We start from the raw sequence: 26,964 nt of genomic DNA on the forward strand, positions 1-26,964 counted from the left end.
CACCCCGCCCAATTGCCCATCAGTCCATGAACGGCAGGTCCGGCCCGATCGGCACGATACGGTGCGGATTGATGGTGGTGTGGCTCCAGTAATAGTGCGTCTTGATGTGGTCCATGTTGACCGTCTCCTTGACGCCGGGCACCTCGTAGAGCGCCTTGAGATAGTGCGAGATGTTCGGATAGTCGGCGATGCGGCGCCGGTTGCACTTGAAGTGCCCGAAATAGACCGCGTCGAACCGCACCAGCGTGGTGAACAGCCGCCAGTCGGCCTCGGTGACGTCGTCCCCGGCGAGATAAGCGTGTTCGCCCAGCAGTTCCTCCACCCAATCGAGCGCGTCGAAGAGCGTGGTGGCCGCCTCCTCGTAGGCCGACTGGGTGGTGGCAAAGCCGGCCTTGTAGACGCCATTGTTGATGTCGTCGTAGACGCGCGCATTGATCTCCTCGATGCGCGGGCGCAGCGCCTCGGGAAAATAGTCGTCCGTGTTGCCGGTGATGTCGTTGAAGGCGGTGTTGAACATGCGGATGATTTCCGCGCTCTCGTTCGACACGATGGTGTTGCGCTTCTTGTCCCACAGCACGGGCACGGTGACGCGGCCGGTATAGGTGGGGTCGACCTCGGTATAGACCTGCCAGAGGAACTGCTTGCCCAGGATCTGGTCGCCGCTCGAGCCTTCCTCGGTCTTGAAGCTCCAGCCGGTGTCGTCGGGCATCTTGGGGGACACCACGGACACCGAGATCAGGTCCTCCAACTCCTTGAGCCTGCGGAAGATCAGCGTGCGGTGCGCCCAGGGGCAGGCCAGCGAAACGTAGAGATGATAGCGGCCCGGTTCGGCCGCGAAGTTGCCTTCGCCCGATGGGCCGGGTCTGCCGTCCGCCGTCAACCAGTTGCGGAAGCCGGCCTGGCTGCGCACGAACTTTCCGCCCGTCTTGGAGGTGTCGTACCACTGGGTGGACCACTTGCCATCGATCAACTGTCCCATTGTTGCTCCTTTGCGGTCATCAAGCCGTCGGCATTGTCCGATCAAGTCCTGAACGGGGATGCGGGTTGCGGCGTTGGTTAAGACTTAACGGCGGGCTGGCCGATCGATAAGCCCGCCATGCGACAACGGTGCGTTGTGCAACCGTGCCACAACGACGGGAAGGAGTGAGGAATTTTGCCATGTGCCGCACATTCCCATTTACGGCCCCCCATGTGGGTGTTAATGCGAATCCAGACGTGGAGGCGTCCAGGATGGTGAAGGTTTTGCAGACGGAACGACGACCCTAGTTGGTCGTGCCACGCGGCGCCCGATGGCGTGCCGCTCATGCTGTCTCGCATTGCTTTTACCGGACCTTGCCCCATGACCACGCTCGTTGCGGCCGAAGCCGCTGCTTCTCCTTCCGGCCAGCCTATCGTCCGTCTCGCCACCCCGGCCGATGACGCCTATATCGATGATCTGCAAGCCATCGCTTTCGGTCCGGGCCGGTTCGCTCGCACGGCATTCCGTGTGCGCGAACGCTTCCCCATCGACCCGACGCTGAGCTTGGTCGCCGAAATCGACGGCACGACCTGTGGTTCGGTCTGGATGACGCCGATCAGCGTGGGCGGTCTCAAGGGCTATCTGCTGGGGCCACTCGCCACCCACCCCAATTTCCGCAAGCGCGGCGCGGGCAAGCTCCTCGCCCGCGAGGTCAGTAAGCTGGCGCTGTCCCGCGGCGAGGGGCATTTCGTCCTGCTGGTGGGCGATCAGGATTATTACTGCCCCCTCGGCTGGGTCCCGACCGTGCCGGGCAACATCCAGTTCCCCGGCCCGGTGGACCCGACGCGCGTCCTCTTGCTGGCCGACGACAAGAGCTTGGCCCAGTCGCTCAAAGGCCCGATTGCCAGTTTCGACCAGGGCCAGTAGACGCGACGGAGCGGCTTGACTTGTGTCGGCCGCTCCTCATCTTTGCCTCATGCTCTCCGCGCCCTCCATCATCGACAGACTGCCGCAGATGCTGCTGAGCGCGCCGCCGGACCTGCCGGCGCGCGAGACGCTGGTGCCGGATTGGGCGCCGCCGCAGCCGATCACCCGGCCACCCGTGGCTGCCGCCGTCCTGATCGCTCTCGTGCGCCGGCCCGAGGGCCATACCGTGCTCTACACCGAACGCTCGCCCGACCTGCGCGCCCATTCGGGCCAGGTCGCGTTTCCCGGCGGCAAGGTCGATGCTTCGGATGCGGACGCCGCCGCTGCCGCCCTGCGCGAGGCGTGGGAAGAGGTGGGGATGCGGCAGGAGGATGCGCGTATCCTGGGCTACATGCTGCCCTACTACACCGGCACCAACTATCTCATCACCCCTGTCGTGGCCGAAGTCGCGCCCGCGCGGCCCTTCGTGCCCAATCCGGGGGAAGTGCACTCGGTGTTCGAGGTACCCCTGAGCCGCATCCTCGATCCCGGCAGCTATGGCCGCTTCCGCATCAAGCGCGGTGGGGAGGAGCACTCGACCTGGCAGATCGACCACGAAGGCCACACCATCTGGGGCATCACTGCCAATCTCACGCGGCGCTTCCACGACATCGTCATGGGCGAGGCGGCGGCGTGAGCGGCGCGCGTATCGAGGCCGAGTGGCTGCGGCGTCCGGCCACGCAGGCCATTCTAGCGGCGCTCGAGGGCGCGAGCGGGCGCACCCGCGTGGTCGGCGGGGTGGTTCGCGACACGCTTTTCGGGCGCGAGCGCACCAATCCCGACATCGACATGGCGACCGAGCTCCTGCCGGTCGTCGTCATGCAGCGCGCCAAGGCGGCAGGCATCGCCGCCCACCCCACCGGCATCGACCACGGCACGGTGACGCTGGTGCTGGACAATACCATCGCCGAGGTCACCACGCTGCGCGAGGATGTTGCGACCGACGGCAGGCACGCCGAGGTCCGGTTCGGCACCGACTGGGTGCGCGACGCCGAGCGGCGCGACTTCACCATCAACGCGCTCTATTGCGAGGCGGACGGCACGCTGTTCGACCCGCTGGGCGGCCTGCCCGATCTCGAGGCCGGCCGGGTGCGCTTCATCGGCGACGCTGCAAAGCGCATTGCCGAGGATGGCCTGCGCGTCTGGCGGTTTTTCCGCTTTTCGGCCAGCCACGCCCAACAGCGGTTCGACCCCGAAGGCCTTGCGGCCTGTCGCCATGCCGTCGGCCACCTCGATCACATCTCAGCCGAGCGGATCGGGTCGGAGATGCGCCGCATGCTGGCCCTGCCGCAGATCGCCCGCACTCTGGCCGTCATGGCCGAGATCGGCCTGCTCGACGCCGGCGAGCAGGTGCTGGGCCGCCTCTTCGCCTATGAGGCGCTGGGTGGGGCGTCGTCCGAAACGCGCCTCGCCATGCTTTCAAACGGCGACGTTGGTCGGCTTGTCGCTGCGTGGCGGCTCTCCAATGCCGAGCGGGAGGCGATGGACAGCCGGCTCGCCGCCGCCGACCTGCTTTCCGCCGGCAAGCTGGCCTGGGCGGCCTATAGGTTCGGCGAAGCGGCCGTGGAGGGCCTGGCACTGGCGGCGGCCCGGGGGGGCTGGCGGCGCGAACAATTGGCCGAAATAGCGCGCGAACTGGGGCGCCTGCCGGTTGCCCCGCTGCCGGTCAAGGGGCAGGACCTGATCGAGCTGGGCATGCAGCAGGGACCGGCTCTGGGCGCCACCCTCAAGCGCCTGGAGACGGCATGGGTCGACAGCGCCTTCACGCTCGAGCGCAAGGACCTGCTGCTGCTGGCGTCGTCCGGCCCATAAAAAAGCCCCCGACTGGGTCGGGGGCTCGAACATCCCGTACTGGAGGGTCAGTGCCGGGTCTGGGTGTCGCCGGTGTCGACGATGCGTTCCTTGATGCGTTCCACCATGTCGGGGCGCACTTCCGTCTCGCCATTGAGGGTCTTGAGCTTTTCGACGGCCTGGCGCACCACCTCAGCCTCGTTGTCGGCTTCCGCACGCCAGGTCGAACCGGGAATGAGCGTTCCGGAATCGAAGCGTTTCATCGCTATCTCCTTCACTCGGCCTTCTTGTGTCCCCGAACAACGCCGGTCCGCTGCCGGGGTTCCTGATCGGCCGATCACAGCTCGTCCGGAAAGTGCCCGACCTGCGAGAGGCCCTCCAGCCACGTCCCCTCATCGGTGCGGATCACCGTGCGCGGCACCACGCCCGAGAGGTCCGCGATCGCGGCCGCCAGCTCCTGCGAATGGGTCACCACCCAGACCTGGCTGCGCCCCGCAGCGCCGACGATCATGCGGGCCAGGAGCGGCAGCAGGGAAGGGTGGAGGCTGGTCTCGGGTTCATTGAGGGCTATGAAGGGCGGCAGGCGGTAGGCCATTAGCGCGCCCGCCAGCGCCAAAAATTGCAGTGTCCCGTCGGACAGTTCATGGGCCAGAAACGTCCGCTTCGGCATCTCCGGGTAGCGCAGGCCGAAGCGGATGAACTCGCCCAGTTCCACATCGAGCCTGGCCCCGCCGAAGGCGTCGGCGATCAGGCCATCGAGATCGGTCGTGTCTTCGCGGATGAAGCGCAGCGTCGCCAGCACCGCCCCCAGATTGTCCCCCGAGGCGCCGAGGGCGGGCGCGGTCACCGCGCGCGCCGGCTGGCGCAGCGGCGAATCGGCATCGGTGCGAAAACCATGGTAGAAGCGCCAGCCGAGGAGGGTCTCGCGCAGCATCGCGACCTCGGGCACTCCGGCCAGACGCGACAGCGCCGTTTCGCTGGGCAGCACGTCCACATCGGCCGCCTCGCGCACCCCCTCCGCGTCGCGCACCCAGATGGCGGCATCCTTGCGCTCCATCAGCGCCACCGGCTTGCGGCGGGCCAGCAGCAGGCTCTCGAGCTTCACCTGCGCCTCGTTGGGAAAGGCCGCGGCCGCCTCCTTGGGCGGAAAGCCGACCTCCAGCCGGTAGCGCAGCGGCAGGCCCGTTTCCCCTTCTTCAAGCGAAATCTCCAGCGCCAGCCGGTTGGCCTCGCCCTTGCGGTACCCATCGGTGCGGTACATCGGGTCGAACCCGCCATCGGCACTCAAATTGCGCCCGCCGGCCCAGAACACCGAGCCAAGGCCGCCCTCGCGCGCCAGATCTTCGGCCAGCGTTCCCCGTGCCGCCGCCTGAAGCAGTTCAAGGCCGCGGTAGAGGTTTGTCTTGCCCACGCCATTGCCACCGACCAGCACCGTAAGTTGGCGCAACGGCATGGTGATGCGGCGAACCGACCGATAGCCTTGGATCGTGAGATCGGTCACACTCATGTGCGTTCACCCCAGCCCTAGGGCCACTTCACCGCTGGCGGCATGGACGAGAGAATCGAATTGACGTTGCCGCCGGTCTTGAGGCCGAAGGTCGTGCCCCGGTCGTAGAGCAGGTTGAATTCCACGTAGCGCCCGCGGCGCACCAGTTGCTCGTCGCGCTCCGCCTCAGTCCAGGCTTGCTCGAAATTGCGCCGCACCAGCTGGGGGTAGACCTCGAGAAACGCCTCGCCCACCGCCTGGGTGAAGGCGAAGTCGGCGTCCCAGTCGCCCGAATTGAAGTGATCGTAGAAGATGCCGCCTATGCCGCGGTGTTCGTTGCGGTGCGGCAGGAAGAAGTATTCGTCGCACCAGGCCTTGAACCGCTCATAGTCCACTCCTGGCCGGCCTTCGCAGGCCCGGCGCATGGCGGCGTGGAAGTCGACGCTGTCGGGATCGTCCTGCGTCCGGCGGCGGTCGAGCACCGGCGTCAGGTCGGCGCCACCGCCCCACCATTGCTTGCCGGTCACGATCATGCGCGTGTTCATGTGCACGGCGGGAACGTGCGGGTTCCAGGGGTGGACGATCAGGGATATTCCCGAGCTCCAGAAGCCAGTGCCGGCTTCCGTGCCGGGCATCTGGCGCGCGAAGTCCTCCGAGAAGTTTCCGTGGACGGTGGAAATATGCACCCCGGCCTTCTCGAAGACACGGCCGTGCAGCATGGACATTTCCCCGCCGCCTCCGGCGGCGCGGTCCCATGGCGTACGCTCGAAGGCACCCGGCGCCATATCGCTATTGGGGCCCGAGACGTCTGCTTCGAGGCGCTCGAACTGGGCGCAGATACGATCGCGCAGGCTGCGGAACCATGCGCTGGCGGTGGCTTTCTTGGTCTCAATGTCGGCTGGCAGGGTCATGGCGTGGACATGAACCCATCGGCAAGCCGTGTAAAGCCGCCAGTCTGCCGCAGCGCTTCGCCCAGCACCATGGCCCCGGCCACGGCGACGTTGAGCGAGCGCAGGCCCTCGCGCATGGGGATGCGCAGGCGAAGGTCGGCACGCGCCGCGACGTCGTTCGGCACGCCAGCGCTTTCGCGCCCCAGCATCAGCATGTCTCCGGCAAGGAACCCCGCCTCGTAGGCCGATTGGCTCGCCTTGGTGGTCAGCAGCACCAGCCGCCGGTTTTCCGCCGCCCGCCACGCCTCGAAGGCCTCGAAGCTGCGGTGTTCGACGAGACTGGCCTTGTCCAGGTAGTCCATGCCCGCCCGCGCCAGATTGCGGTCCGTGATCGCAAAGCCGGCCGGATGAATCAGGTGCACCCGGACGCCGAGGCAGGCGCCGAGTCGCAGCAGCGTTCCGGTATTGGCGGCGATGTCGGGCTGGTAGAGGGCGAGGTCGATCGGCATCGGAAGGGGCACAAAGGCGGGGAGGGAAGAGAACTCGGGTATAGTGTCGCACTTGTTCCCTGTCACGGCCGCGCGCACTGGACAAGTTCATGTGACAGTGCAAAAAGGACGCTACCTGACGGGCCGCTTGAGGGCGGACGGCGGTCGATTCTGCTTGAAGGTCGACACTTGCGCCGGGGCCGGCCCAGTCAATAGTGCATCGTACGGGGATACGGACCTTGGCCACGCAAGCAGAACATTCATCCACCAACCGGCGGGACTTTCTCTACGTCGCCACTGGCGCCGTCGCGGGGGTCGGTGCCGCGGCCGTGGTCTGGCCGCTGATCAACCAGCTCAATCCGGACGCGTCGACCCTGGCCCTGGCCACGATCGAATACGACATTTCGGCCATTCCCGAGGGCCAGACGGTGACCATCACCTGGCGCGGCCTGCCGGTCTTCGTGCGGCACCGCACGGCGGCCGAAGTCGAAGAGGCCAAGGCGGTTCCGCTTAGCGAACTCAAGGATCCCGAGACGGACGAGCAGCGCACCAAGGAAGGGCATGAGCCCTGGCTGATCATGATCGCCAACTGCACCCATCTGGGTTGCGTGCCCACGGGCGAGGCGGGCGAGTTCGATGGCTGGTTCTGCCCGTGCCACGGTTCGGAATACGATACTGCCGGCCGTATCCGCAAAGGTCCCGCACCCAAGAACCTCGTGGTGCCGCCTTATGAATTCGTCAGCGACACGCTGGTCCGTATCGGTTAGTGGGGGCTTTTCCGATGTCTGAACATTCGACTTACGTTCCGGGAAGTGCCGTCGAGAAGTGGCTCGACGACCGCCTGCCCATCATCCGGTTCTCCAAAGAACATTTGATGGACTTCCCCACGCCCAAGAACCTCAACTACTGGTGGACCTTCGGCGCCATCCTGGTGATGTGCCTGGGCATCCAGATCGTCACCGGCATCATCCTGGCGATGCACTATACGCCCAATATCGCCATGGCGTTCGACTCGGTCGAGCATATCCGCCGCGACGTCAATGGCGGCCGCGTCATCCAGGCCGTCCATGCCGTGGGCGCCTCGGCGTTCTTCGCCGCGCTCTATATCCACATCTTCCGCGGCCTGTTCTTTGGCTCCTACAAGGCGCCGCGCGAGATCCTGTGGATCCTGGGCGTCGTGATCTTCATCCTCGTGATGGCCACCGCCTTCATGGGCTACGTGCTGCCGTGGGGCCAGATGAGCTTCTGGGGCGCCACCGTGATCACCAACATCTTCTCGGCGATTCCGCTGGTGGGCAATTCCATCATGGAACTGCTTCGCGGCGGCTTTGCCGTGGGCAATCCGACGCTCAATCGCTTCTTCTCGCTGCACTACCTCCTGCCGTTCATCGTTGCTGCGGTGGTCGCGCTCCACATCTGGGCGCTCCATGTTCCGGGCAACAACAACCCGATCGGCGTCGAGGTGAAGGACAGTCGCGATACCCTGCCGTTCCATCCGTACTATACGATGAAGGACGCGCTGGGCATGGTGGTGTTCCTCATCCCCTTCGCCTGGTTCGTGTTCTTCGCGCCAGACATCCTGGGCCACCCGGACAACTACATCCAGGCCAACAGCCAGGTGACGCCCACGCACATCGTGCCCGAATGGTATCTCCTGCCGTTCTACACCATCCTGCGCGCCATCGACTTCAACGTGCTGTTCATCGACTCCAAGCTTGGTGGCGTCATCGCCATGGGCGGCTCGATGCTGTGCCTGCTGGTCGTGCCGTGGCTCGACACCGCCCGCGTTCGCTCGGGCAGCTTCCGCCCGCTGTTCAAGTGGTTCTATGCCCTCTTCGTGCTCAACTTCATCGGCCTCACCTATATGGGTGCGCAGGATCCGTCCGTGCCGCTGAACAACATCCTGGGCAAGGTGTTCGTGGCCTACTACTTCATCTACTTCCTGGTCATCCTGCCGGTGCTGTCGCGGATCGAAACGCCCAAACCGCTGCCGACCAGCATTTCCGAGAGCGTTCTCGGCAAGGCGCACGCGTGATCGGGGTGGCACAGTTCATGTTCAAGACCAAGTTCATCATCGCCGCCCTCGCTGTTGTTGCGGGGCTCGGCGTGGTTTCCACGCAGGCCGCCGAAGGCGAAGCGCCGCATATCGAGAAGCAAAGTTGGAGCTTCGGCGGCATCTTCGGCACCTACGACCAGAACCAGCTGCAGCGCGGCTTCCAGGTGTTCCGCGAGGTCTGCTCCAGCTGCCACGGCGCGCGCCTCCTGGCGTTCCGCAACCTCTCCGAAGAGGGTGGCCCAGGCTTCTCCGAAGCCCAGGTGAAGGCTCTGGCGGCCGAATACGAAGTGGACGATCCCAGCGCCGAAGGCGGTCGCCGCCCGGCCGTTGCCGCCGATCGGTGGCCCGAACCCTTTGCGAGCGAGCAGGACGCGCGTGACGCCAATGGCGGCGCCCTGCCTCCCGATTTCTCGGTGCTGGCCAAGGCGCGTGGCGTTCACGATGCCTTCCCGTACTGGATCTTCAACTACTTCACCGCCTACCAGGAAGGCGGACCGGATTATATCCATGCCCTCCTGAACGGCTATCATGAAGAACCGCCGGAAGGCTTCGTGCTGCCCGAAGGCAAGTACTATAACGACTACTTCCCCGGCCACGCGATCGGCATGCCCCCGCCGCTGTCGGAAGGCGTCATCGCCTATGAAGCGGACGAGAATGGGGTGACCCTGCCGCAGACGGTCGAGCAGTATTCCTACGATGTCTCCGCCTTCATGATGTGGCTCGCCGATCCGCACCTGGCCTCGCGCAAGCAGACGGGTTTTGCCGTGCTGGTCTTCCTCGTGCTGTTCGCCGGCCTGATGCTGGCCACCAAGCGCAAGATCTGGGCCGGTATCGAACACTGACAACTGTCCCGCAGGGCAAATCGCTCCAGTGGAGCGATTTGAGGATGTCAGGCCCGGAGAGCTACGCTCGCAGGGCGGCCCGCGTTTCGCCTGAAGCGCTGGAAATCTGATACCGAAGGGGCCCGCGGGCCCCTTCGACACGTGTGACAAGTCCGTCAGGGCCTTGTCATTGGCCGACAATGCCGCAATGATGCCCGCATGATCCTGCTTCGCGGGGTCGTATCGCCGGTTCTGGAGGACGAGGAACATGCCTGCCGTTCGTGTGGCCGTCGCCGTGGTCAGCACCGCTCTTGCCGTCAGCCGCCATCCGGTCGTTCGCGCCGGCGTGCAGGCGGCGCTCAACAATCCCAAGACGCGCGAAGTCGCGATCCAGGCTACGCGCACCGCCGCTTACAATGCGGGCGTCGTCGCGCGGCATCTCTTGGGCCGCAACCGCTCCTCCTGATTTTCCCGTATTTCCAGGCTTTTCATGTCGCTGGACTTAAAGTCGCTCGTCCGCACGATCCCCGACTATCCCAAGAAGGGAATCCTGTTCCGGGACATCACCACGCTGATCGAGCACCCGGAGGGGTTCCGCGAGAGCGTTGAGCGCATCGCCGACGCGCATCGGGGCATGGACTTTACCCACGTCGCCGGTATCGAGGCGCGCGGCTTCATCTTCGGGGCCGGCGTGGCGATTGCCCTCGGCGTCGGGTTCGTCCCCGTGCGCAAGCGCGGCAAGCTGCCGGGCCAGACCATCGGGCAGAATTACGTGCTCGAATACGGCGTCGACACCATCGAGATTCATGCCGACGTCCTGAGCAATGTGCACAAGGTGCTGCTCGTGGATGATCTCATCGCAACCGGCGGCACGGCCATCGCGGCCGTCAACCTGATGCGCCGCACCGGGGCCATCTGCGACAACGCGGCCTTCGCCATCGACCTCCCCGAGCTTGGCGGAGCCGCCAAGCTCGCGGCCGAGAACGTCGCGGTGCATTCCCTCATCGCCTTCGAGGGCCACTAGCCCTCAGACTGCCGGGTCGTGGCAGACCTACCAGTTGTTGCGGCCGTCCATCTGCTCCACCTCGATCTTCGACCAGTCGAGGCCGTCGATCATGTTGAGATTCACCGCATAGGTGCGCCGGCTCGGCACCACGCCGGGGTCACCCTTGGGCGTGCCGTCGGCATTGTAGGCCGACGCCCAGTCGGGTGAACTGCCCCAGGTCTGCATGCCGCACTGGCCACAGAAGTGATGCTGGTTGAGCCCGCCGCTGGCCGAATAGGTCCTGTCGTTCTCGAGCGAGGCGAACTCCAGTTCCCCTTCCTCGAAATAGGCCCAGACCGCGCCGGCGCGCTGGCAGAAGCTGCAGTTGCACGCCTTCGCCTCCGCCGGTTGGCGGGGCAGGGTGATACGGGTGGCGCCACAATGGCACGTCACGGACAGCGTCATGGATCTCTCCCTTCGGAACGATCCACGTGTAAGGCAGCCCGCTGACGGTTCCTGTCAGCACCTGCTCATTCAGGCCGCGACGCGGTTCGCCACGTCGTGCGCATCCACGAGGCAGAACTGGTTGCCTTCCGGATCGCGCATGACCGTATAGGTCGGCAGCACGCGCTCGACCGATGCGCCCGCTTCGGTCAGCCGCTGCGTCTCGCTGGCGCGGTCGGAGACTTCGACGTCGAAATGCACGCGGTTGTTGTCGCACCGCTGGCCATCGACGTTCTGGAAGCAGATCGAGGGACCCGGCCCGTCGACCATCACCGTGGTCTCCGTCTGGGCGTTGAGATCGAGGGCGATCATCTGGGCGATGTCGTCTTCGTCGCGGTGCCGCACGCTGTAGCCGTCGAGCAGTTCTGCCCAGAAGGCGGCGAGTTCGCCGGGGTTGTCGCAGTCAAAGACAATTTCATGGATGACAGCCATTCTGCCCATCTCCTTTGCATTCCGCCACATCAGTTAACGAAAGATTGCGGCAAGAAAGGTGCAAAGGAGATGGGGCTGGAGCCCAGGGGAAACCGGACCCCAGGAGGGTCACCGTCTCGGCGGCTGGCGGGACAGCAACTGATCTAGTGGCGGCAAGGCGGCGGCCGGTTCGGCCGGCCCCCGTTCACCGCGCTTGGCAGGGGCTGGCACGCCGGCCTGCTTGCCGTGGCGCGGGACCTTGTGGTCGTGGTTCACGGGTTGGGGGCGCTGGAAGGTGTTTTTGGGCATGCGTTTTCCTTTCCCATCCGCGTCTTCGCGAATTGGCCAAAGGTTTCGGAGCAGCGGTGCGAAAGGCGACCGCCAACGGGGATTGGGAGAACGCTCGTGCTGGGGAAATGAAGCGGCGCGGTCAGCCGAAACAGGGCTGGAGCACATGAATCCGGATCATCGCAAAACGCCAGCGTGGGTCAGCGGTCCCTGTGAAGCAGGGGAGCCGTCCGTACCTGGAGCGTCGGTTGCGACTTCTCAGATCATTTTCGTGCAAAAACCTCGCGTTGGAAGCGCAAGGGTAGAAAAGCCAGGGGCCGGCGTCAAGCGCCGGCCCCCCATGATACCGGTTACGGCTCGAGCTGGCCCGTCTCCGGCCGCTTCTCGGCCGAGATGTCGGGCTCGTTGCGCGTCTTCCAGAGCGAGAAGACGATGCCACCGGCCAGGATCGCGAGCGTGGCACCCAGCGAGAGCAGGGTGTCGATCTTGATGCCCAGGGGTACGAGGAAGATCTTGATACCGATGAGCACGAGGATGATCGCCAGCGAAATCTGCAGGTAGCGGAAGCGGTTCATCGCCGCTGCCAGCGCGAAGTAGAGCGCCCGCAACCCGAGGATGGCGAAGATGTTCGAGGTGTAGACGATGAACGTATCCTGCGTCACCGCGAACACGGCCGGCACGGAGTCGACGGCAAAGATCAGGTCGACGAATTCCACCATGATCAGCGCCACGGCCAATGGCGTCAGCCAGGTGACGATCTTGCCGGTCTTTGGATCAGGCTCCTTGACGGTAAAGGCGCGGCCCCGCAGTTCCTTGGTGATGCGGAAGCGCTTGCTCAAGAACTTGAAGACCGGGTTTTCCTCGATATGGGGCTCTTCGTCCTTGTGGCTGAACATCCTTATGCCGGTGAACACCAGGAAGGCGCCGAACAGGAACAGGATCCAGCTGAACTGGTAGACGAGCGCCGCACCCACGCCAATGAGGATGGCGCGGAACGCGATGACGCCGAGGATGCCCCAGAACAGCACGCGGTGCTGGTAGAGGCGGGGAATGCCGAGGAAGCCGAAGATCGTGGCGATGACGAACATATTGTCCATCGCCAGCGATTGTTCGATCAGGTAGCCGGTGTAGAACTCCAGCCCCGCCTGTGCGCCGCGCTGGAACCAAACCCAGACGCCGAACAGCAGCGCCACCACGACGTAAAAGCCGTAGAGCAGCAGGCTTTCCCTGGCTTCGATCTCGTGTTCATCCTTGTGCAGGATGCCGAGGTCGAAGACGAGCAAGCCGATGACGATCGCGATGAACGCGACCCAGAAGTAAATTGGTGTGCCGAGAAACTCGCCCGATAGGGCGGCAATAAGCGATTCCATCGCCGGACCTTCTCCATGTAGTCAAGTGGAGCAGCTCCGACATCGCCATAGCGGGTAGCCATGACCAGAGGGGCCCGGCGCTGCCCCGCTAAAATGCGCAAAAAAGAGAAAAGTTCAAGCCCCCCGCCCTCGAGGGCATGGCGAGCAGGCCGCAGGCGCGGAGCTTCTGGCACGTCCCGGCGGAATGAAAGGCGCGGTCGCCGCGCTCAGCGCGGCGTGCACATCATCACGATGGCGTCCTTGGTTTCGAGCTGCACAGCAACGCCATTGGCGGGGTCGCTGATGATGCGTCCGGCCTGGATGCCGGCCTTGGCCCGCAGATTGCCGTCGTTGAAGCCCACGCCGTCCTGGTAGAGCGTGAGCGTGCCCGTCCCGGAGTTGGGGTCGCCGGCGACGCGGGAGGCGTAGCCGTAGGATTGGCCATAGATGGTGAGAATGCCGGCGCGATTGGTCGTGGCGTCGCGACAGCTCCAGTTGCCCTGATAGGATTGGGCCGCCGCGGGCAGCGTGGCGGCGAGGACGAGAGCTGTGATGAGGGCGAATCGGCGCATGCAGGCACAGTGCCGAGCGCGCCCGCCTCTTTCAAGCGCCTCGACGCAGGCGCCGTCCGATCACGGGCACTCTGGTGAGCGCCTGCAACAGCCTGAGCCGCAGCGGCATCTTGTAATCCCTGAGCTTGGAAAAGCTTACCAGATCAGCGGTGTAGACCAGTTCGTTGCGCTGGTTGACGGCGGTGATCCGGTTGAACAGCAGGCCCCAGCCGGGAATCGAATTGGACGCGCGCTTGTCGTTCACGACCAGTTCATAGGTCACCGTGTCCCCCGGCCGCACCGGCACCTTGAAGTCCATGGCGTTGACGCCGGGCGAGGGCCCCGACACACCCGGTTCCTCTCCCAGTCCGCGCAGCCGCTCTTCCTCGGCGAACAGCGCGTCCACCATTTTGCGGTGGCCGATGCTGACCGTATGCCACCCCGAAGCGATGAGTCCGCCGAAATGGCTCTCCCGCGCGAGCTCCGGGTCAATGTGAAAATACTGCGGGTCATACGCCCTGCCGAAGCGGATGATCTCTTCCTCGGTAAAGGTGTGGCTGCCGAGCGGAAACGGCTCGCCCGGCGTGATGTTCTCGAACCAGCGCGTCATGCCGGCGCTCCGGCGTCGCGACACTCGACCAGATTGGCCAGCCGCATGGTCAGCACCGGCTTGTCCTTCTGGTTGCGCACGTCGAAATCGAGCGTGACGATCCCCCATTGCGGATGGCTGTTGGAGCGGCGCAACTCGGCAATCGTCACGGTGCCGCCGATGGTGTCGCCCGCCATCACCGGGTTCTTCCATTTCAGGTTGCGAAAGCCCAGCCCCCCGCAGGAGGCGACGGTGGAGAGAAACCGGTCCACCAGCATGCGCAGGCCCAGGCCCCCGGTCTGCCAGCCGCTCGAAGCCAGTCCGCCGAGCAGGCTGTTGCGCGCGGCCTCCTCGTCGAGGTGAAAGGGCAGGGGGTCGAACTCACGGGCAAAGGCGAAGATCATGTCCTTGGTGATGGTCTCGTGCCCCAGGTCGATCACTTCGCCCACAGCGAGGTCCTCGAAATGGCGCCTGTCCTTGGTGACGGGATTGGTCATTGGCTTGCCCCATACGTCAACGGGTTTTTGCACGTCGCGACGCCCCCGGCAAGTCGGTCAATTGGCTTCGAGGCGTGTGGCCCTGAAGGCCAGCGGCGAACATTGACGCCGCCGGCGGAACGTCTTGGCGAGGTAGTTGCCATCGGCAAAACCCGTCAGTTTTGCGATTTCGGCCACCGTCATCTCGGTGGCCAGCAGCAGCCGTTCCACCCGCTCGATGCGCCGGTCGAGCACATAGTCGGAAGGTGGCGTGCCCGTGGCCGCCGCAAAGGTGCGCACGAAATGGGCGCGGCTCATCTCCGCTATGCTGGCCAGGCGCTCCACCTGCAGGGGGGCGCCCAGATTGGCCTCGATATGGGCGATCACCCGGCTGACCGCGGCCGGTAGGGCCCGGTCGGCCGTCGGCCGGGCGCCGAAAGCGGCGTCGTGCAGGCTCGATATGGCCTGGTAGGCGAGGGTCGAGGCCTCTCCCGCCGAGAATTCGGGCTGGCGCATGAGGCCGAGGCACGCGGCGGCCAGCCGGTCTACCTGGCCTTTCGTCGGGCGCAAGACGGGGCCGGTGCTGTCGAGAATCTCGCGCGCCAACCGCAGCGCCTCTCGCCCGTTCAGCACCATCCAGAAATATTCCCAGTGCCCGCCGCGCTCGAGCCAGTAGCGGTGGGCATGCGGCATCGTCACCAGCATGGTCTGGCCCGGGCCGAGCCGGTGGCTGGCACCGGCATAGTCGAGCCGTCCCTCGCCATAGGTGGTGTGCTGGATGACGAGGAACGGCGCCGTCCCCCGCTTGCGGCCATCCCAGGAGTAGACCTCGTTCATGCGCTGCTCGTAGCCGGCGCTCACCGCCATGCAGTGGAGCGGCGCGGCGCTGCGGGGCAGCTCAAGCCGGCGAATGTCATGGCCATGGTCGAGAAGCTGAAAGAGCACAAAATTACCCGCGTTCGCACAAGCTTTCTCTACACCGCCGGGGCGTCTGGCGCTAGCACTGTGACGGATTGGAAATTGCTCGTGCCCTGCGGAGGAAAACCATGGCATTCAAGGTAACGGTGATCGGTGCCGGATCGGTGGGCTTCACCAAAACGCTGATCTCGGACCTGCTCAAGGTCCCCGAATTTGCCGAATGCGAATTCGCCTTGACCGACATCAACCCGCACAATCTCGACATGGTCAGGCAGATCATCGAGACCATCGTTTCGGTCAACAAGCTGCCCGCCAAGGTCACGGCTACGACCGATCGGCGCGCCGCCATCACCGGCGCCCGCTACATCATGAGCTGCGTGCGCGTGGGCGGGCTCGAGGCCTTTTCGAGCGACATTTCCATTCCGCTCAAATACGGCGTCGACCAGTGCGTGGGCGACACCATCTGCGCCGGCGGCATCCTCTACGGCCAGCGCAACATCCCGGTCATCCTCGATTTCTGCAAGGACATCCGCGAGGTCGCCGAGCCGGGCGCACTGTTCCTCAACTATGCCAACCCCATGGCCATGAACACCTGGGCGGCCGAGATGTATGGCGGGGTCAACGTCGTCGGCCTCTGCCACGGCGTGCAGCATGGCGCGCACCAGATCGCGCAGGTGCTGGGCGTCGATGACAGCGAGCTCGACTATGTGTGCTCGGGCATCAACCACCAGACCTGGTACATCGACATCCGCGCCAAGGGCCGCAAGGTCGGGAAGGACGAGCTGATCGCGGCGTTCGAGGCGCATCCGGTCTATTCGCGGCAGGAGAAGGTGCGCATCGACGTGCTCAAGCGCTTCGGCGTCTATTCCACCGAGAGCAACGGGCACCTCTCCGAATACCTGCCCTGGTACCGCAAGCGACCCGAGGAGATCGGCCGCTGGATCGACATGAGCGACTGGATCCACGGCGAGACGGGCGGCTACCTGCGTTACTCCACCGAGCGCCGGAACTGGTTCGAAACCGACTTCCCGATGTTCAAGGAACAGGCCAGCAAGCCCCTCTCCGAGGTCAAGCGCACCAGCGAGCACGCCAGCTACATCATCGAGGCGATGGAGACCGGCCGCGTCTATCGCGGCCACTTCAACCGCCGCAACAATGGCATCATCACCAACCTGCCCGACGACGCCATCATCGAAAGCCCCGGCTATGTCGACCGCTTCGGCATCAACATGATCGAGGGCATCACGCTGCCCACCGCCTGCGCCGCCACCTGTTCGGTCTCGGTTTCCGTGCAGCGCCTGTCGGTGGAAGCGGCGATGAGCGGTGACATCGATACGCTCAAGCTCGCCGTGCTGCACGATCCCTTGGTGGGCGCCATCTGCACCCCCGACGAAGTCTGGGCCATGGTCGACGAAATGGTCGTCGCCCAGGCCCAGTGGCTGCCCCAATATGCCGACGCCGTCCCGGCCGCCCGGGAGCGGATCGCCAAATCCACCGTCAAGACCCGCGACTGGGAAGGCGCCGCCCGCAAGCGCGTCCGCTCCGTCGAAGAACTGCGCGAAATGAGCGGCGCGCATCATTGATCATCCACGTCCTCCCTGACGTGAGGCCCCCGGTACGCCGGGGGCTTTTCTATTGCGCCGACTGCGCGACCTCCCCCTCCCGCCGTCATTGCCCGGCTCGTCCGGGCAATCCATCTCGCCACGCACCAGGATAACGGGAATTAGCCGGTGACGACGATACGTAACCAACCACCAAGTCATCCCCGCGAAAGCGGGGACCTCCGTTTCCTTTGGGCGAGAAAACAGGGGTTCCCGCTTTCGCGGGAATGAGACTCTGGGAAGCCCTCTCACACCCCGGTGTGTCTGCGGCAAAAAGGAGAAAATTTCCGGTTTTCACAGAAGCGCTTGTCCGGCTGACAGCTGCACCATAGCGTCGTGCGGGGGAGGATGCTTCGCATGGCACAGCCGGCGCATTTCGTCATTGTGGGTGGCGGCACCGCCGGGTGGATCGCGGCGTTCATCGTGCAGGATGCCGCGCGCCGCAAGGGCTTCGATATTCGCCTTTCCGTGGTCGAAAGCTCCAAGATCCCGACCGTCGGCGTCGGCGAGGCGACCACAGCGGCGTTCCGCGTGCTGCTCAAGTCCTTCGGCATCGATGAGTTCGAGTTCCTGCGCAAGACCGATGCCAGCTTCAAGCTCGGAATTCGCCACGAGGACTGGCGGCGCAACGGTTTTACCTATTATGGCCCTATTGACGATCCGCACCAGGTGATCCAGCCGCCCGCTGGCGCCCCCTCGGACTATCTCAATGTCTATGCCGTGGCGGCCGGCCGCGCGGTGCAGGAGATGCACCTTTTCCAGCCGCTCCTCGAGCAGAAGAAGGCGCCCTACGCGCGCAAGGCCGATGGTTCGCTGGTCCCGCTCGGGCCGTTCCACCACGCCTTCCACTTCGATCAGGCGCTGGTCGGCAAGTTTTTCGCCAGCAAGGCCAAAGGCGTCGAAAAGGTCGACGCCATGGTGGCCGGGGTCGAGCGCAACGGCGAAACCGGCGACATTGCCGCGCTGGTGCTGGATGACAACTCTCGCCTCGAAGCCGATTTCTTCATCGACGCGACCGGCTTTCGCAAGCAGCTGATCGTCAAGGCGCTGGAAGCGCCCTGGAAATCCTATGCGCACGAATTGCCGGTCAACCGGGCGCTGCCGTTCTGGATCGACGTCAAGAAAGGCGAACCGCTCCCCAACTACACCCGCGCCTGGGCGCAAGGGTCGGGCTGGATGTGGCAGATCCCGACGCGGACGCGCTTCGGTTGCGGCTATGTGTTTTCCGATGAGTTCACCACCCCCGAAGCCGCCAAGGCCGAAATCGAGACGGTCCTCGGCCACGAGATCGAGGTGCGCGGCGATATCCGCTTCCAGATCGGGCGGCTCGAGAACGCCTGGATCGGCAATTGCCTCGCCGTTGGCCTCAGCTCGAGTTTTCTCGAGCCGCTTGAATCCACCTCCATCCACGGCACCATCGTGCAGATGATGCTGTTCGCCCAGCATTTCCTCGATCTGCCCGGCCGCATGACCGACAAGAGCAGGGCAGACTACAATGCCCGGGTCGGCCGGCAGGTCGATGACTTCCGCACCTTCGTCAACACGCACTATGTCACCGAGCGCGACGACACGCCGTTCTGGCGCGAGGTCCGCGCCCGCCGCATTCATCCCGAGACGCGCGAGCGCCTCGCCTATTGGCAGCGTCACATGCCACGGCGCGAGCAGTTTCCGTCATACCTCGGCGGCCTGCCGCACATCGAAACGCAGCTCTATTATCCGGTGCTCGACGGGCTGGGGCTGCTCGATCGCGACGTGGCGCGGCGCGAGATGGAGGCCGATCCGGCGTTGCGGCGCTTTGCGCAGCAGACCTTCGACAGCCTCGTCGCCGAATACCGCGCCGCCGCCGCGCAGGCGCTCGACCACGCCGAATTCCTGCGCATCGTGCAGGAGATGGGGTGAATGGCCGGCGCGCATTGACATCAGCGCCGATCCGACCCAAGTGGAGCCCAACAGTTTCCGGAGATCCCCATGGGCTTCAAGATGGGCATTGTCGGCCTGCCGAATGTCGGCAAGTCGACGCTTTTCAACGCATTGACGCGCACCGCGGCGGCGCAGGCGGCCAATTTCCCGTTCTGCACCATCGAGCCGAATGTGGGCGAGGTCTCGGTGCCCGATCCGCGCCTCGAAAAGCTGGCTGCCATCGGCAAGTCGGCGCAGATCCTGCCCGCGCGGATGAGCTTCGTCGACATCGCGGGCCTCGTCAAAGGCGCCTCGCAGGGGGAGGGGCTGGGCAACCAGTTCCTCGCCAATATCCGCGAGACCGACGCCATCGCCTATGTCCTGCGCTGCTTTGAAGACAGCAACGTCATCCACGTCGCCAACAAGGTCGATCCGCTGGCCGACGCCGAAGTGGTCGAGACCGAGTTGATGCTGGCCGACCTCGAAAGCCTCGAAAAGCGCCGTCCGGGCGTCGAGAAGAAGGCCAAGGGCAACGACAAGGACGCCAAGCTGACGCTCGAGCTCATCGACCGCTCGCTCGTCGTGCTGCGCGAAGGCAAGTCGGCTCGTTTCGTCAAGCGCGACGCCGAGGAAGAAAAGGCTTTTCGCGAGCTGCAGCTCCTGACCAGCAAGCCGGTTCTATACGTCTGCAACGTCGACGAAGGCTCGGCCGCCACCGGCAATGCGCTCTCCGCCAAGGTCGAGGAATACGCCAAGGCCAACGATGCCGGCGTCGTCATCATCTCGGCCGAGATCGAGAGCCAGCTTGCGCAACTGCCCGACGAGGAACAGGCCGAATATCTCGCCTCCCTCGGGCTCGAGCAGCCGGGCCTCAACCGGCTGATCCGCGAGGCCTACGACCTGCTGCACCTGCAAACTTACTTCACCGTCGGTCCCAAGGAGACGCGCGCCTGGACCATCCACAAGGGCGACAAGGCCCCGCAGGCGGCCGGCGTCATCCACACCGATTTCGAGCGCGGCTTCATCCGCGCCCAGACCATCGCCTATGACGACTTCGTCACCCTGGGCGGCGAAGTCCCCGCCAAGGAAGCGGGCAAGGCACGTGACGAAGGCAAGGAATACGTCGTCAAGGACGGCGACGTCATGCTGTTCAAGTTCAACACCTAGCGCCAGCCCCTCACACCGATGTCACCCCGGCGCAGGCCGGGGTCTATCCCGAGATGTCGAGATTGTTCCCGGCCTGCGCCGGGATGACGTTCTGTGAGCTGGACCGTATGCTGGGCCAATCCCCTCAGTGCGGCCCAACCTCCGCCAGCGTCCCGCACGGTCCCCCGTCCTCGTTCACCCCGATCTCCTGCCGCGCGCCGGCAAAGCTCATCGCTTCGTACCAGTGGCTCATCTCCACCGTGCTGGCCGGCACGTAGTGGAAGATCAGCGAGCGGCGAAACCGGTCGGTGCTGGTGTTGGGCGTCGAGCCGTGGATGACGCTGCCGTTGAAGAACAGCACGTCGCCGGCCTTGAGATCCATCATCTGCGGTTCCAGCCCGTCGGGCGGCTCGACATGTTCGGTGGTGAACGACACGGCCGGGTCCGAGGGTTCGGGACAGGCGATGTCGAGCGTTGCCGTCTGGGGCACGCACATCATGCCGCCATTGCCCGCGTCGGCATCATCCACCGCGATCCAGGCGGCCATGCAGGTGCCCGGCTTCACCCGCAGGTAGAAATTGTCCTGGTGCAGGTCCTGTCCGCGCGCCCCGGGCGGCTTGAAGTAGAACATGGACTGGCAGGCATAGGGCTGCTCGCCGAAGAGCTGGGCGAGGATCGGCTCCAGCCGCGGATCGAGCATGTGGCGCATGGCCAGCTGCCCCGCCGCTTTGTCGGCATGCTTGTGCGGGTGCATCATGCGCGGATAGCGCGCCAGCGGGTCATCGGGTGAAGGATTGCCGCGCGGCAAATCCGACAGCCCCGGCACCGGGCCGTCCGCGGCCTGCTGCATGAAGGTGTCGCGGATTTCCGCGATCTCGGCCGGGCTGAACAGTCCGCGCGCGGCGACGAAACCGTCGCGCTGGAAGGCGGCATACTGGTCTGGTGTGAGGCTCATGCACTGCTCCTGGTCGGCGCTCACACTAGGCCGCCCAGGCCGCAGGCGCCAAGCCGCTTCCTGCGCTGATGCTAGCGAATCGTGTTCTGGCGCATCTGGTTCGGCGTCATCCCATAGGCGCGGCGGAAGTGTTCATAGAACTGGGTCTGGCTGACGAAGCCCGAGTGGAACGCCACGTTGGCAATCGACAGGCTCCCGTCGAACAGCAGGCTGCGCGCCCGGATCAGCCGCATGCGGATGACGAATTTCTGCACGGAAATGTGCATCACCTTGGTGAAGAGGTTGGTGGCGTAGTTGGGATGCAGCCCCACCACCGCCGCGATGTCTTCGGCACTCAGGCGATCGGTAATGTTCTCCACGATGTGGCGCACCATGCGCACCACATAGCGCACCGGGGAGGCGCTGCGGGTGCGGCTCGCCGACTTTTCCAGCCAGGGTGGCAGAAGCGTTTCCCAGCCGGTGATGGCGGCGCGTCGGAACATGGTCCCGATTTCGGCGCGCACGAGGTCTGAGCGCAGTGAGTTGCCGCTGCGATAGTCGCCATGCCAGCGCTCCAGCGTCTCGAGGCCGATGCAGTCGGGGGTAAGCTGGATGACCCCGCCGCCCATCAGGGTCTCGGTCAGCCGCCCCAGTTGCGGCATTTCGAGAAAGGCGTCCATGGGCAGGTAGATGTTGAGCTGGCGCCCATCGTCCACGTCGCGCAGCGCCACCGTTTGGTGGGGTATCCCGGCCCAGAAGGCCACGAGACGATTGGGCCCGACGGTGATGTCGCCGCCGTCGAAGACATAGTCCATTTCGCCGCGCGTCAGCCAGTTGAACTCGATATGGCCGTGGCTATGGGGCTGCGGCATGATCTGCGGCGGGAAGGCCCGAATGCCGAAACGGCCGAAGGCCTTGCCCGAAGCGTAGAAGCTCCGGTCGGGGCGCGGTGTCGGGCGCGGCGCCTTTTCGCGGGTGCGCGAAGCGGGTGAGGGGCGGTCCTCGATTATCATACTTATCCGCGGATATCTTAGAAAACCGGAATTAGTCACTACTATTCCGGATTGTATCGGCGCTGGCAAGGCGTAGGCTTCAGTATGCGCGGTGTTCCGTCCGGTGGGAGAGACCGGCTCGTGCGATAGACGCAAAACACCGTCCGCAAATGGGAGGTTCTATTGAGAAAGCACACCTATGCCCTTGGCGGGGCAGGCCTTTTGCTGTCCGTCTCCATGCTGGCCATCCCGGCCCAGGAACTGACGGGCGAGCTGCCCGATCCGCCCGAGTTCGCGGCACAGAGCGAGCCGAACTTCGTTTCCGTCGGCGACATCCTCGAATTCAAGGCGCTGCCCGAATATCACGAACCCGACTGGGTCACCTCGAAATATGTCGACGAAGGCAAGCTGCCGCCGGTCGCAGAGCGCCTGCCCAAGGAACCGCTGGTCTACAAGACGGCCAACATGCCCGACGGCGTCGGCGTCTATGGCGACACCATGCGCCACGTCATCGGCGGCCGGCCCGAGGGCTGGAACTATATCGGCGGCCAGAGCCAGGGCTGGGGCGGCATCGACATCGGCCTGTCCGAATGCCTGACGCGCACCGGCCCGCTGTTCCAGGTCAAGGCCGACGAACTCGAACCGCTGCCGAACCTGGCCAAGAGCTGGGAGTGGTCCGAAGACGGGCACGAATTGACCATGCACCTGATCGAAGGCGCCAAGTGGTCCGACGGCGATCCATTCGATGCGGAAGACGTGATGTTCTACTGGAACGACAACGTCCTCGATTCCAACGTCTCCCCGCTCAATGGCGCCACGCCCGAAACCTTTGGCGAAGGCACCACGCTCGAGCAGGTCGATCCCTACACCATCAAGTGGACGTTCAAGGAAGCCTTCCCCAAGCAGTACCTCTACGCCATGGCCTATGGCACGTTCTGCCCGGGGCCGAGCCACATTCTCAAGCCCGAGCATCCGAAATACTCGGACAACACCTATGAGCAGTACAAGAACGCCTTCCCGCCCGAATACATGAACATGCCGGTGATGGGCGCCTGGGTGCCGGTGGAATACCGGCCGGACGACATCATCGTCATGCGCCGCAACCCGTACTACTGGAAGGTCGACGAGGAGGGCAACCAGCTCCCCTATCTCAACGAGATGCATTATCGCCTCTCGACCTGGGCGGATCGCGACGTGCAGGCCGTGGCCGGCTCGGGCGACTTCTCCAACCTCGAACAGGCTGAAAGCTACGTCGAATCGCTGCGCCGCTCGGCTGAAGACAGTGCTCCGGCCCGTCTGCAGTTCGGCGCCCGCACCATCGGCTATGCCCTGCGCATGAATCTGTCCGGCAATGGCTGGGGCGACCCCGACGAACGCGAGCAGGCCGTGCGCGAGCTCAATCGCAACCTCGACTTCCGCAAGGCCGTCACTATTGCGGTCGATCGGCAGCGCTTGGGCGAGTCGCTGGTCCGTGGGCCGTTCACGGCCATCTATCCCGGCGGCCTCTATGCCGGCACCGCCTTCTACGACAAGGCGTCCACGGTCTACTATCCGTTCAACCTCGACGCGGCCAAGAGCCTGCTCGATGGCCTTGATCTCAAGGACACCGACGGCAACGGCATCCGCAACTTCCCCGAAGGAACGGCTGGCGGCGCCGACGTCGAAATCACGCTGCTCGCCAATACCGACTACGGCACCGACACCAACCTGGCCGAAGGCGTCATCGCCATGATGGAGCCGCTGGGCATTCGCGTCATCGCCAATTTCCAGTCGGGAACGGCGCGTGACGACATGTCCCAGGCCGGTCAGTTCGACTGGAGCGTCGAGCGGCAGGGTTCGGAAATGGTCTCGGTCGTGCAGAACACGGCCACGCTCGCCCCGACCGGTCCGCGCACCAGCTACTTCCACCGCGCGGGGACCGATGGCACGGTCGATCTGCTGCCCTTCGAGCAGGAACTGGTGGATGTGGTGAACAAGTTCATCGCCACCAGCGACAACGCCGAACGCGTGGAGCTGATGAAGCAGTATCAGAAGATCTATACCGAGAACGTCTATTCGGTGGGCCTCACCCAGTATCCGGGTGCCCTGATCATCAACAAGCGCTTCGCCAACGTCCCCGCCGGCACGCCGATCTTCATGTTCAACTGGGCAGAAGACAGCGTGATGCGCGAGCGGCTCTACGTGCCGGAAGACAAGCAGGGCAATTACGAGCTGTTCCCCGAAACCCTGCCGGGCGAACCGGGCGGCGAAGGCCCAGCCTGATCGGCGCAGCGCCGTTTAGCCTGGCCGGCAAAGGCACCGGCCTCCAAGCCGACTCCCTCCCCCTTGCGGGGAGGGATCAAGGGTGGGGGGGCTGAGCCCGGATTTTCCGGCTCTCGCTAGCCTTACCCGGCGCCGACGCTTTGGCTCCGGCCGTCCCTCCCCCCTGGTGGGGAGGGAGAGCGAGATCGGACTTGGCCCTTCGCCAAGTCCGTCAATCGAGCAGGGTTGGGGGGATCTCTCCGCAAACGCATTGCGCGGAAATCCCCCCACCCTTGATCCCTCCCCACGAGGGGGCGGGAGACGACTAAGACGCCGGGGATCAATATCCCGCTGAAGACCTCGAGAGGCCAAGATGCTCCGCTTCCTGACCATACGCGTGCTCGGCGCGATCCCGCTGCTGTTCCTGCTCAGCGTCGTGACCTTCGCCATCATCCAGGCCCCGCCGGGCGACTATGGCGACACCATCCGCTCCATGCTGATCAACCAGGGCGGTGCGGCCCCCGACGTCGCTGAAGCCCAAGCGGAGATCTATCGCGAGAGGAACGGCCTCAACGATCCGATCATCGTGCAGTATTTCCGCTGGATCACCGGCATCGTCACCCGCTTCGATTTCGGCCAGTCCTACTTCTACAACAAGCCCGTGGCCAACGTCGTGGCCGAGCGCCTGCCGGCGACCATCGCGCTGGCGCTTGTGTGTCACATCCTGGCCTCGCTGCTCGGCATCGGCCTTGGCATCGTCGCCGCCACCCGCCAGTATTCCTGGGTCGATACGCTTCTGGGCATTGTCAGCTTCCTTGGCATGACGATCCCGCGCTTCCTCCTTGCCATCATCATCCTCTATCTCCTCGTCTTCCGGCTCAACGTCTCGGAGGTGGGCATGTTCTTTTCCGCCCGCTATGGCGGCGCGCCCTGGAGTTGGGACAAGTTCGTCAACCTCATCCAGCATGTCTGGCCGGTGATCTTCATCGCCACCTTTGGCGGGCTCGCCTACAATATGCGCGTCATGCGCGCCAATCTGCTCGACGTGCTCAATTCGCAGTATGTCGAGACGGCGCGGGCCAAGGGCCTGCCCGAAAGTGCCGTCATCATGAAGCACGCGGTGCCCAATGCGCTTCATCCGCTGATCGCCTATCAGGGCGTGGTGCTGCCCTACATGCTGACCGGCGAGATCGAGGTCGCCATCGTCTTCGGCCTGGCCACCGTCGGTCCGGCCATCGTCGGGTCCATGGGGGCAGGGGACGTCTATGTCACCGCCACCTTCATGCTGGTGCTGGCCGCCACGCTGATCATCGGCAACATCATCGCCGACCTGCTGCTGGTCGCCCTCGACCCGCGCGTGCGCATGGGAGGAAACGCCGAATGAGCAAGGTCGATACCCGCTCCTCCATCCCGCTGCCGACCGATCTTGCCGGTGGCCCTGAGCCCACCTTCGCCGAGGAGGCCGATGTCCCCCCTGCGGTCTCCCGCTACGGCTCTGGCAACGAAACCTATGCGGCCCTCGTCTGGCGCCGCTTCCGTCGCTCCACCATGGGCATGATCGGCCTCGTGCTCGTCGCGCTCCTGCTGTTCGTCTCGATCTTCGCCGATACCTTCGCGCCCATGGACCCCAAGGCCGCCAACCTGCCGTTCGCGCCGCCCGACACCATCGCCTTCGAGGACCCGCAGGGCAATTTCAGCCTCATCCCTTACGTCTATCCCATCGGCGACACGGGCGAGTTCGACCCCGTCACCTTCCAGCCGCTGACCGGTGCCGACAAGTCCAACCCCACCCCTACCGGGTTCTTCGTCGAGGGCTACAGCTATCATCTCCTCTGGTTCATTCCGACCAACATCCACTTCTTCGGCTCGACCGACGGGCGCCCGATCCAGCTCCTGGGCACCGACAAGTTCGGCCGCGACATCCTTTCGCGCGGCATCGTCGGTTCACGCATCTCGCTGATGATCGCGCTGGCCGTGGTCACCATGACCACCGTCGTCGGCACTCTGGTGGGCATCACCTCGGGCTATATCGGCGGGGCGCTTGACGCCTGGGTGCAGCGCTTCGTCGAGTTCGTCCTCGCCTTCCCGCAACTGCCGCTCTACCTCGCGCTCACCTCGCTCATCCCGGTGACGGCGCCGTCCAACGTGTTCCTCACCTTCGTGATCTTCGTCATGGCGGTGCTGGGCTGGGCGCAGCTGAGCCGTGAGGTGCGCTCCAAGACCCTGGCGCTGGCCCGCATCGACTATGTCCGCGCCGCCATCGCCGTGGGCTCGTCCGATGCGCGCATCATCACCCGCCATATCCTGCCCAATGTGCTCAGCCACATCATCGTGGCGGTGACACTGGCCATCCCCAGCGTCGTGCTGCTCGAAAGCTTCCTCGGCTTCCTCGGCTTTGCGGTGAAGCCTCCGCTCGTCTCGTGGGGCCTGATGCTGCAGGACACCGGCACCTTCTCGGTGATTGGTTCCTACCCCTGGATCCTCTCGCCCGTCATCTTCGTGCTGATCACCGTCTTTGCGTTCAACGCGCTCGGCGATGGCCTGCGCGACGCCATCGACCCCTATTGAGAGGGCGTTCAGCATGCGCATCTCCGCCTCCCCACCAGGTCATTCCCGCGCAAGCG

At 64.8% G+C, this 26,964-nt stretch carries 29 protein-coding genes; 14 read left to right on the plus strand and 15 right to left on the minus strand.

The features are described 5' to 3' along the window. Nucleotides 1–19: 19 nt before the first annotated feature. Nucleotides 20–979: a glutathione S-transferase family protein gene (locus IC608_RS00330; protein WP_191772048.1), complete on the minus strand. Its 960-nt coding sequence runs from the start codon at nt 977–979 to the stop codon at nt 20–22. A gap of 360 nt (nt 980–1,339) precedes the next feature. Between IC608_RS00330 and IC608_RS00335 the strand changes: the two genes are divergently transcribed. From IC608_RS00335 to IC608_RS00345, 3 genes are read left to right on the plus strand one after another with little or no spacing between them, the layout of a single operon-like run. Beyond that, complete coding sequence (locus IC608_RS00335) at nt 1,340–1,885, plus strand: GNAT family N-acetyltransferase (protein WP_191772049.1); 546 nt, start codon at nt 1,340–1,342, stop codon at nt 1,883–1,885. A gap of 22 nt (nt 1,886–1,907) precedes the next feature. Further along, the gene (locus IC608_RS00340) at nt 1,908–2,561 is read left to right on the plus strand and encodes a CoA pyrophosphatase (protein WP_191772050.1); all 654 of its coding nucleotides are present in this window, start codon (nt 1,908–1,910) and stop codon (nt 2,559–2,561) included. Beyond that, complete coding sequence (locus IC608_RS00345) at nt 2,558–3,736, plus strand: tRNA nucleotidyltransferase/poly(A) polymerase-related protein (RefSeq protein WP_191772051.1); 1,179 nt, start codon at nt 2,558–2,560, stop codon at nt 3,734–3,736. Before IC608_RS00340 ends, IC608_RS00345 begins: the two co-directional genes overlap by 4 nt. A gap of 47 nt (nt 3,737–3,783) precedes the next feature. On the opposite strand, the gene IC608_RS00350 is transcribed toward IC608_RS00345, so the two are convergent. From IC608_RS00350 to IC608_RS00365, 4 genes are all read right to left on the minus strand, one after another. After that, complete coding sequence (locus tag IC608_RS00350; protein WP_191772052.1) at nt 3,784–3,978, minus strand: DUF1059 domain-containing protein; 195 nt, start codon at nt 3,976–3,978, stop codon at nt 3,784–3,786. A 74-nt stretch (nt 3,979–4,052) separates the two neighbouring features. Further along, nucleotides 4,053–5,222 (minus strand): AAA family ATPase, encoded by a 1,170-nt coding sequence (locus IC608_RS00355; RefSeq protein ID WP_191772053.1) that lies wholly within the window; start codon nt 5,220–5,222, stop codon nt 4,053–4,055. 17 nt (nt 5,223–5,239) lie between these two features. Next, complete coding sequence (gene hemF, locus IC608_RS00360; protein ID WP_191772054.1) at nt 5,240–6,112, minus strand: oxygen-dependent coproporphyrinogen oxidase; 873 nt, start codon at nt 6,110–6,112, stop codon at nt 5,240–5,242. Beyond that, complete coding sequence (locus tag IC608_RS00365; protein ID WP_191772055.1) at nt 6,109–6,600, minus strand: tRNA (cytidine(34)-2'-O)-methyltransferase; 492 nt, start codon at nt 6,598–6,600, stop codon at nt 6,109–6,111. The genes hemF and IC608_RS00365 overlap by 4 nt, the downstream gene beginning before the upstream one ends. A gap of 218 nt (nt 6,601–6,818) precedes the next feature. On the opposite strand from IC608_RS00365, the gene petA reads away from it, so the two are divergent. From petA to IC608_RS00390, 5 genes are all read left to right on the plus strand, one after another. Next, a complete protein-coding gene (gene petA, locus IC608_RS00370) occupies nt 6,819–7,346 on the plus strand; it encodes a ubiquinol-cytochrome c reductase iron-sulfur subunit (RefSeq protein WP_191772056.1) in 528 nt (175 codons plus the stop codon). A 14-nt stretch (nt 7,347–7,360) separates the two neighbouring features. Continuing rightward, complete coding sequence (locus IC608_RS00375; protein ID WP_191772057.1) at nt 7,361–8,614, plus strand: cytochrome b; 1,254 nt, start codon at nt 7,361–7,363, stop codon at nt 8,612–8,614. Nucleotides 8,615–8,631: 17 nt separating this feature from the next. Next, nucleotides 8,632–9,477, plus strand: a complete 846-nt coding sequence (locus IC608_RS00380; RefSeq protein ID WP_191773712.1) for a cytochrome c1 — start codon at nt 8,632–8,634, stop codon at nt 9,475–9,477. A 247-nt stretch (nt 9,478–9,724) separates the two neighbouring features. After that, nucleotides 9,725–9,922, plus strand: coding sequence for a hypothetical protein (locus IC608_RS00385; RefSeq protein ID WP_191772058.1), 198 nt, complete (start codon nt 9,725–9,727; stop codon nt 9,920–9,922). Between the two features lie 24 nt (nt 9,923–9,946). Further along, on the plus strand, nt 9,947–10,480 hold the full coding sequence (locus IC608_RS00390; protein ID WP_191772059.1) for an adenine phosphoribosyltransferase: 534 nt from the start codon (nt 9,947–9,949) through the stop codon (nt 10,478–10,480). Nucleotides 10,481–10,507: 27 nt separating this feature from the next. Here the strand turns inward: IC608_RS00390 and IC608_RS00395 are convergent, their stop codons facing one another. From IC608_RS00395 to IC608_RS00430, 8 genes are all read right to left on the minus strand, one after another. After that, a complete protein-coding gene (locus IC608_RS00395; RefSeq protein ID WP_191772060.1) occupies nt 10,508–10,906 on the minus strand; it encodes a GFA family protein in 399 nt (132 codons plus the stop codon). Nucleotides 10,907–10,975: 69 nt separating this feature from the next. After that, nucleotides 10,976–11,377 carry a VOC family protein gene (locus tag IC608_RS00400; RefSeq protein WP_191772061.1) on the minus strand — a complete coding sequence of 134 codons (402 nt, stop codon included), beginning with the start codon at nt 11,375–11,377 and terminating at the stop codon, nt 10,976–10,978. 108 nt (nt 11,378–11,485) lie between these two features. Then, complete coding sequence (locus tag IC608_RS00405; RefSeq protein ID WP_191772062.1) at nt 11,486–11,665, minus strand: hypothetical protein; 180 nt, start codon at nt 11,663–11,665, stop codon at nt 11,486–11,488. A gap of 329 nt (nt 11,666–11,994) precedes the next feature. Next, nucleotides 11,995–13,014 (minus strand): TerC family protein, encoded by a 1,020-nt coding sequence (locus IC608_RS00410; protein WP_191772063.1) that lies wholly within the window; start codon nt 13,012–13,014, stop codon nt 11,995–11,997. Nucleotides 13,015–13,220: 206 nt separating this feature from the next. After that, nucleotides 13,221–13,565: a hypothetical protein gene (locus IC608_RS00415; RefSeq protein WP_191772064.1), complete on the minus strand. Its 345-nt coding sequence runs from the start codon at nt 13,563–13,565 to the stop codon at nt 13,221–13,223. Nucleotides 13,566–13,596: 31 nt separating this feature from the next. Beyond that, complete coding sequence (locus IC608_RS00420) at nt 13,597–14,154, minus strand: MaoC family dehydratase (protein WP_191772065.1); 558 nt, start codon at nt 14,152–14,154, stop codon at nt 13,597–13,599. After that, complete coding sequence (locus IC608_RS00425) at nt 14,151–14,630, minus strand: MaoC family dehydratase (RefSeq protein WP_191772066.1); 480 nt, start codon at nt 14,628–14,630, stop codon at nt 14,151–14,153. The genes IC608_RS00420 and IC608_RS00425 overlap by 4 nt, the downstream gene beginning before the upstream one ends. Before the next feature lie 57 nt (nt 14,631–14,687). Next, nucleotides 14,688–15,554 carry a helix-turn-helix domain-containing protein gene (locus IC608_RS00430; RefSeq protein ID WP_191772067.1) on the minus strand — a complete coding sequence of 289 codons (867 nt, stop codon included), beginning with the start codon at nt 15,552–15,554 and terminating at the stop codon, nt 14,688–14,690. 101 nt (nt 15,555–15,655) lie between these two features. Here IC608_RS00430 and melA point away from each other — a divergent pair, with 101 nt between their 5' ends. The 3 genes from melA to ychF all read left to right on the plus strand — a co-directional run bounded on the left by melA (nt 15,656) and on the right by ychF (nt 20,194). Next, on the plus strand, nt 15,656–17,110 hold the full coding sequence (melA, locus tag IC608_RS00435; RefSeq protein WP_191772068.1) for an alpha-glucosidase/alpha-galactosidase: 1,455 nt from the start codon (nt 15,656–15,658) through the stop codon (nt 17,108–17,110). Nucleotides 17,111–17,485: 375 nt separating this feature from the next. Next, the gene (locus IC608_RS00440; protein ID WP_191772069.1) at nt 17,486–19,027 is read left to right on the plus strand and encodes a tryptophan halogenase family protein; all 1,542 of its coding nucleotides are present in this window, start codon (nt 17,486–17,488) and stop codon (nt 19,025–19,027) included. Nucleotides 19,028–19,096: 69 nt separating this feature from the next. After that, entirely contained in the window at nt 19,097–20,194 is a 1,098-nt protein-coding gene (gene ychF, locus IC608_RS00445) for a redox-regulated ATPase YchF (protein ID WP_191772070.1), read from the plus strand. A 124-nt stretch (nt 20,195–20,318) separates the two neighbouring features. On the opposite strand, the gene IC608_RS00450 is transcribed toward ychF, so the two are convergent. Both IC608_RS00450 and IC608_RS00455 read right to left on the minus strand, forming a co-directional pair. Beyond that, nucleotides 20,319–21,128 (minus strand): phytanoyl-CoA dioxygenase family protein, encoded by an 810-nt coding sequence (locus IC608_RS00450; protein WP_191772071.1) that lies wholly within the window; start codon nt 21,126–21,128, stop codon nt 20,319–20,321. Nucleotides 21,129–21,199: 71 nt separating this feature from the next. After that, nucleotides 21,200–22,120 (minus strand): helix-turn-helix domain-containing protein, encoded by a 921-nt coding sequence (locus IC608_RS00455; RefSeq protein ID WP_191772072.1) that lies wholly within the window; start codon nt 22,118–22,120, stop codon nt 21,200–21,202. Between the two features lie 216 nt (nt 22,121–22,336). Here IC608_RS00455 and IC608_RS00460 point away from each other — a divergent pair, with 216 nt between their 5' ends. The 3 genes from IC608_RS00460 to IC608_RS00470 all read left to right on the plus strand — a co-directional run bounded on the left by IC608_RS00460 (nt 22,337) and on the right by IC608_RS00470 (nt 26,908). After that, nucleotides 22,337–24,361: an ABC transporter substrate-binding protein gene (locus tag IC608_RS00460; RefSeq protein ID WP_191773714.1), complete on the plus strand. Its 2,025-nt coding sequence runs from the start codon at nt 22,337–22,339 to the stop codon at nt 24,359–24,361. Between the two features lie 352 nt (nt 24,362–24,713). Next, nucleotides 24,714–25,724 carry an ABC transporter permease gene (locus IC608_RS00465; protein WP_191772073.1) on the plus strand — a complete coding sequence of 337 codons (1,011 nt, stop codon included), beginning with the start codon at nt 24,714–24,716 and terminating at the stop codon, nt 25,722–25,724. After that, on the plus strand, nt 25,721–26,908 hold the full coding sequence (locus IC608_RS00470; protein ID WP_191772074.1) for an ABC transporter permease: 1,188 nt from the start codon (nt 25,721–25,723) through the stop codon (nt 26,906–26,908). Before IC608_RS00465 ends, IC608_RS00470 begins: the two co-directional genes overlap by 4 nt. Nucleotides 26,909–26,964 lie beyond the last annotated feature (56 nt).

It is taken from the genome of Devosia oryzisoli, from assembly GCF_014837245.1.
In the GTDB taxonomy this organism is placed as follows: Bacteria; Pseudomonadota; Alphaproteobacteria; order Rhizobiales; family Devosiaceae; genus Devosia; species Devosia oryzisoli.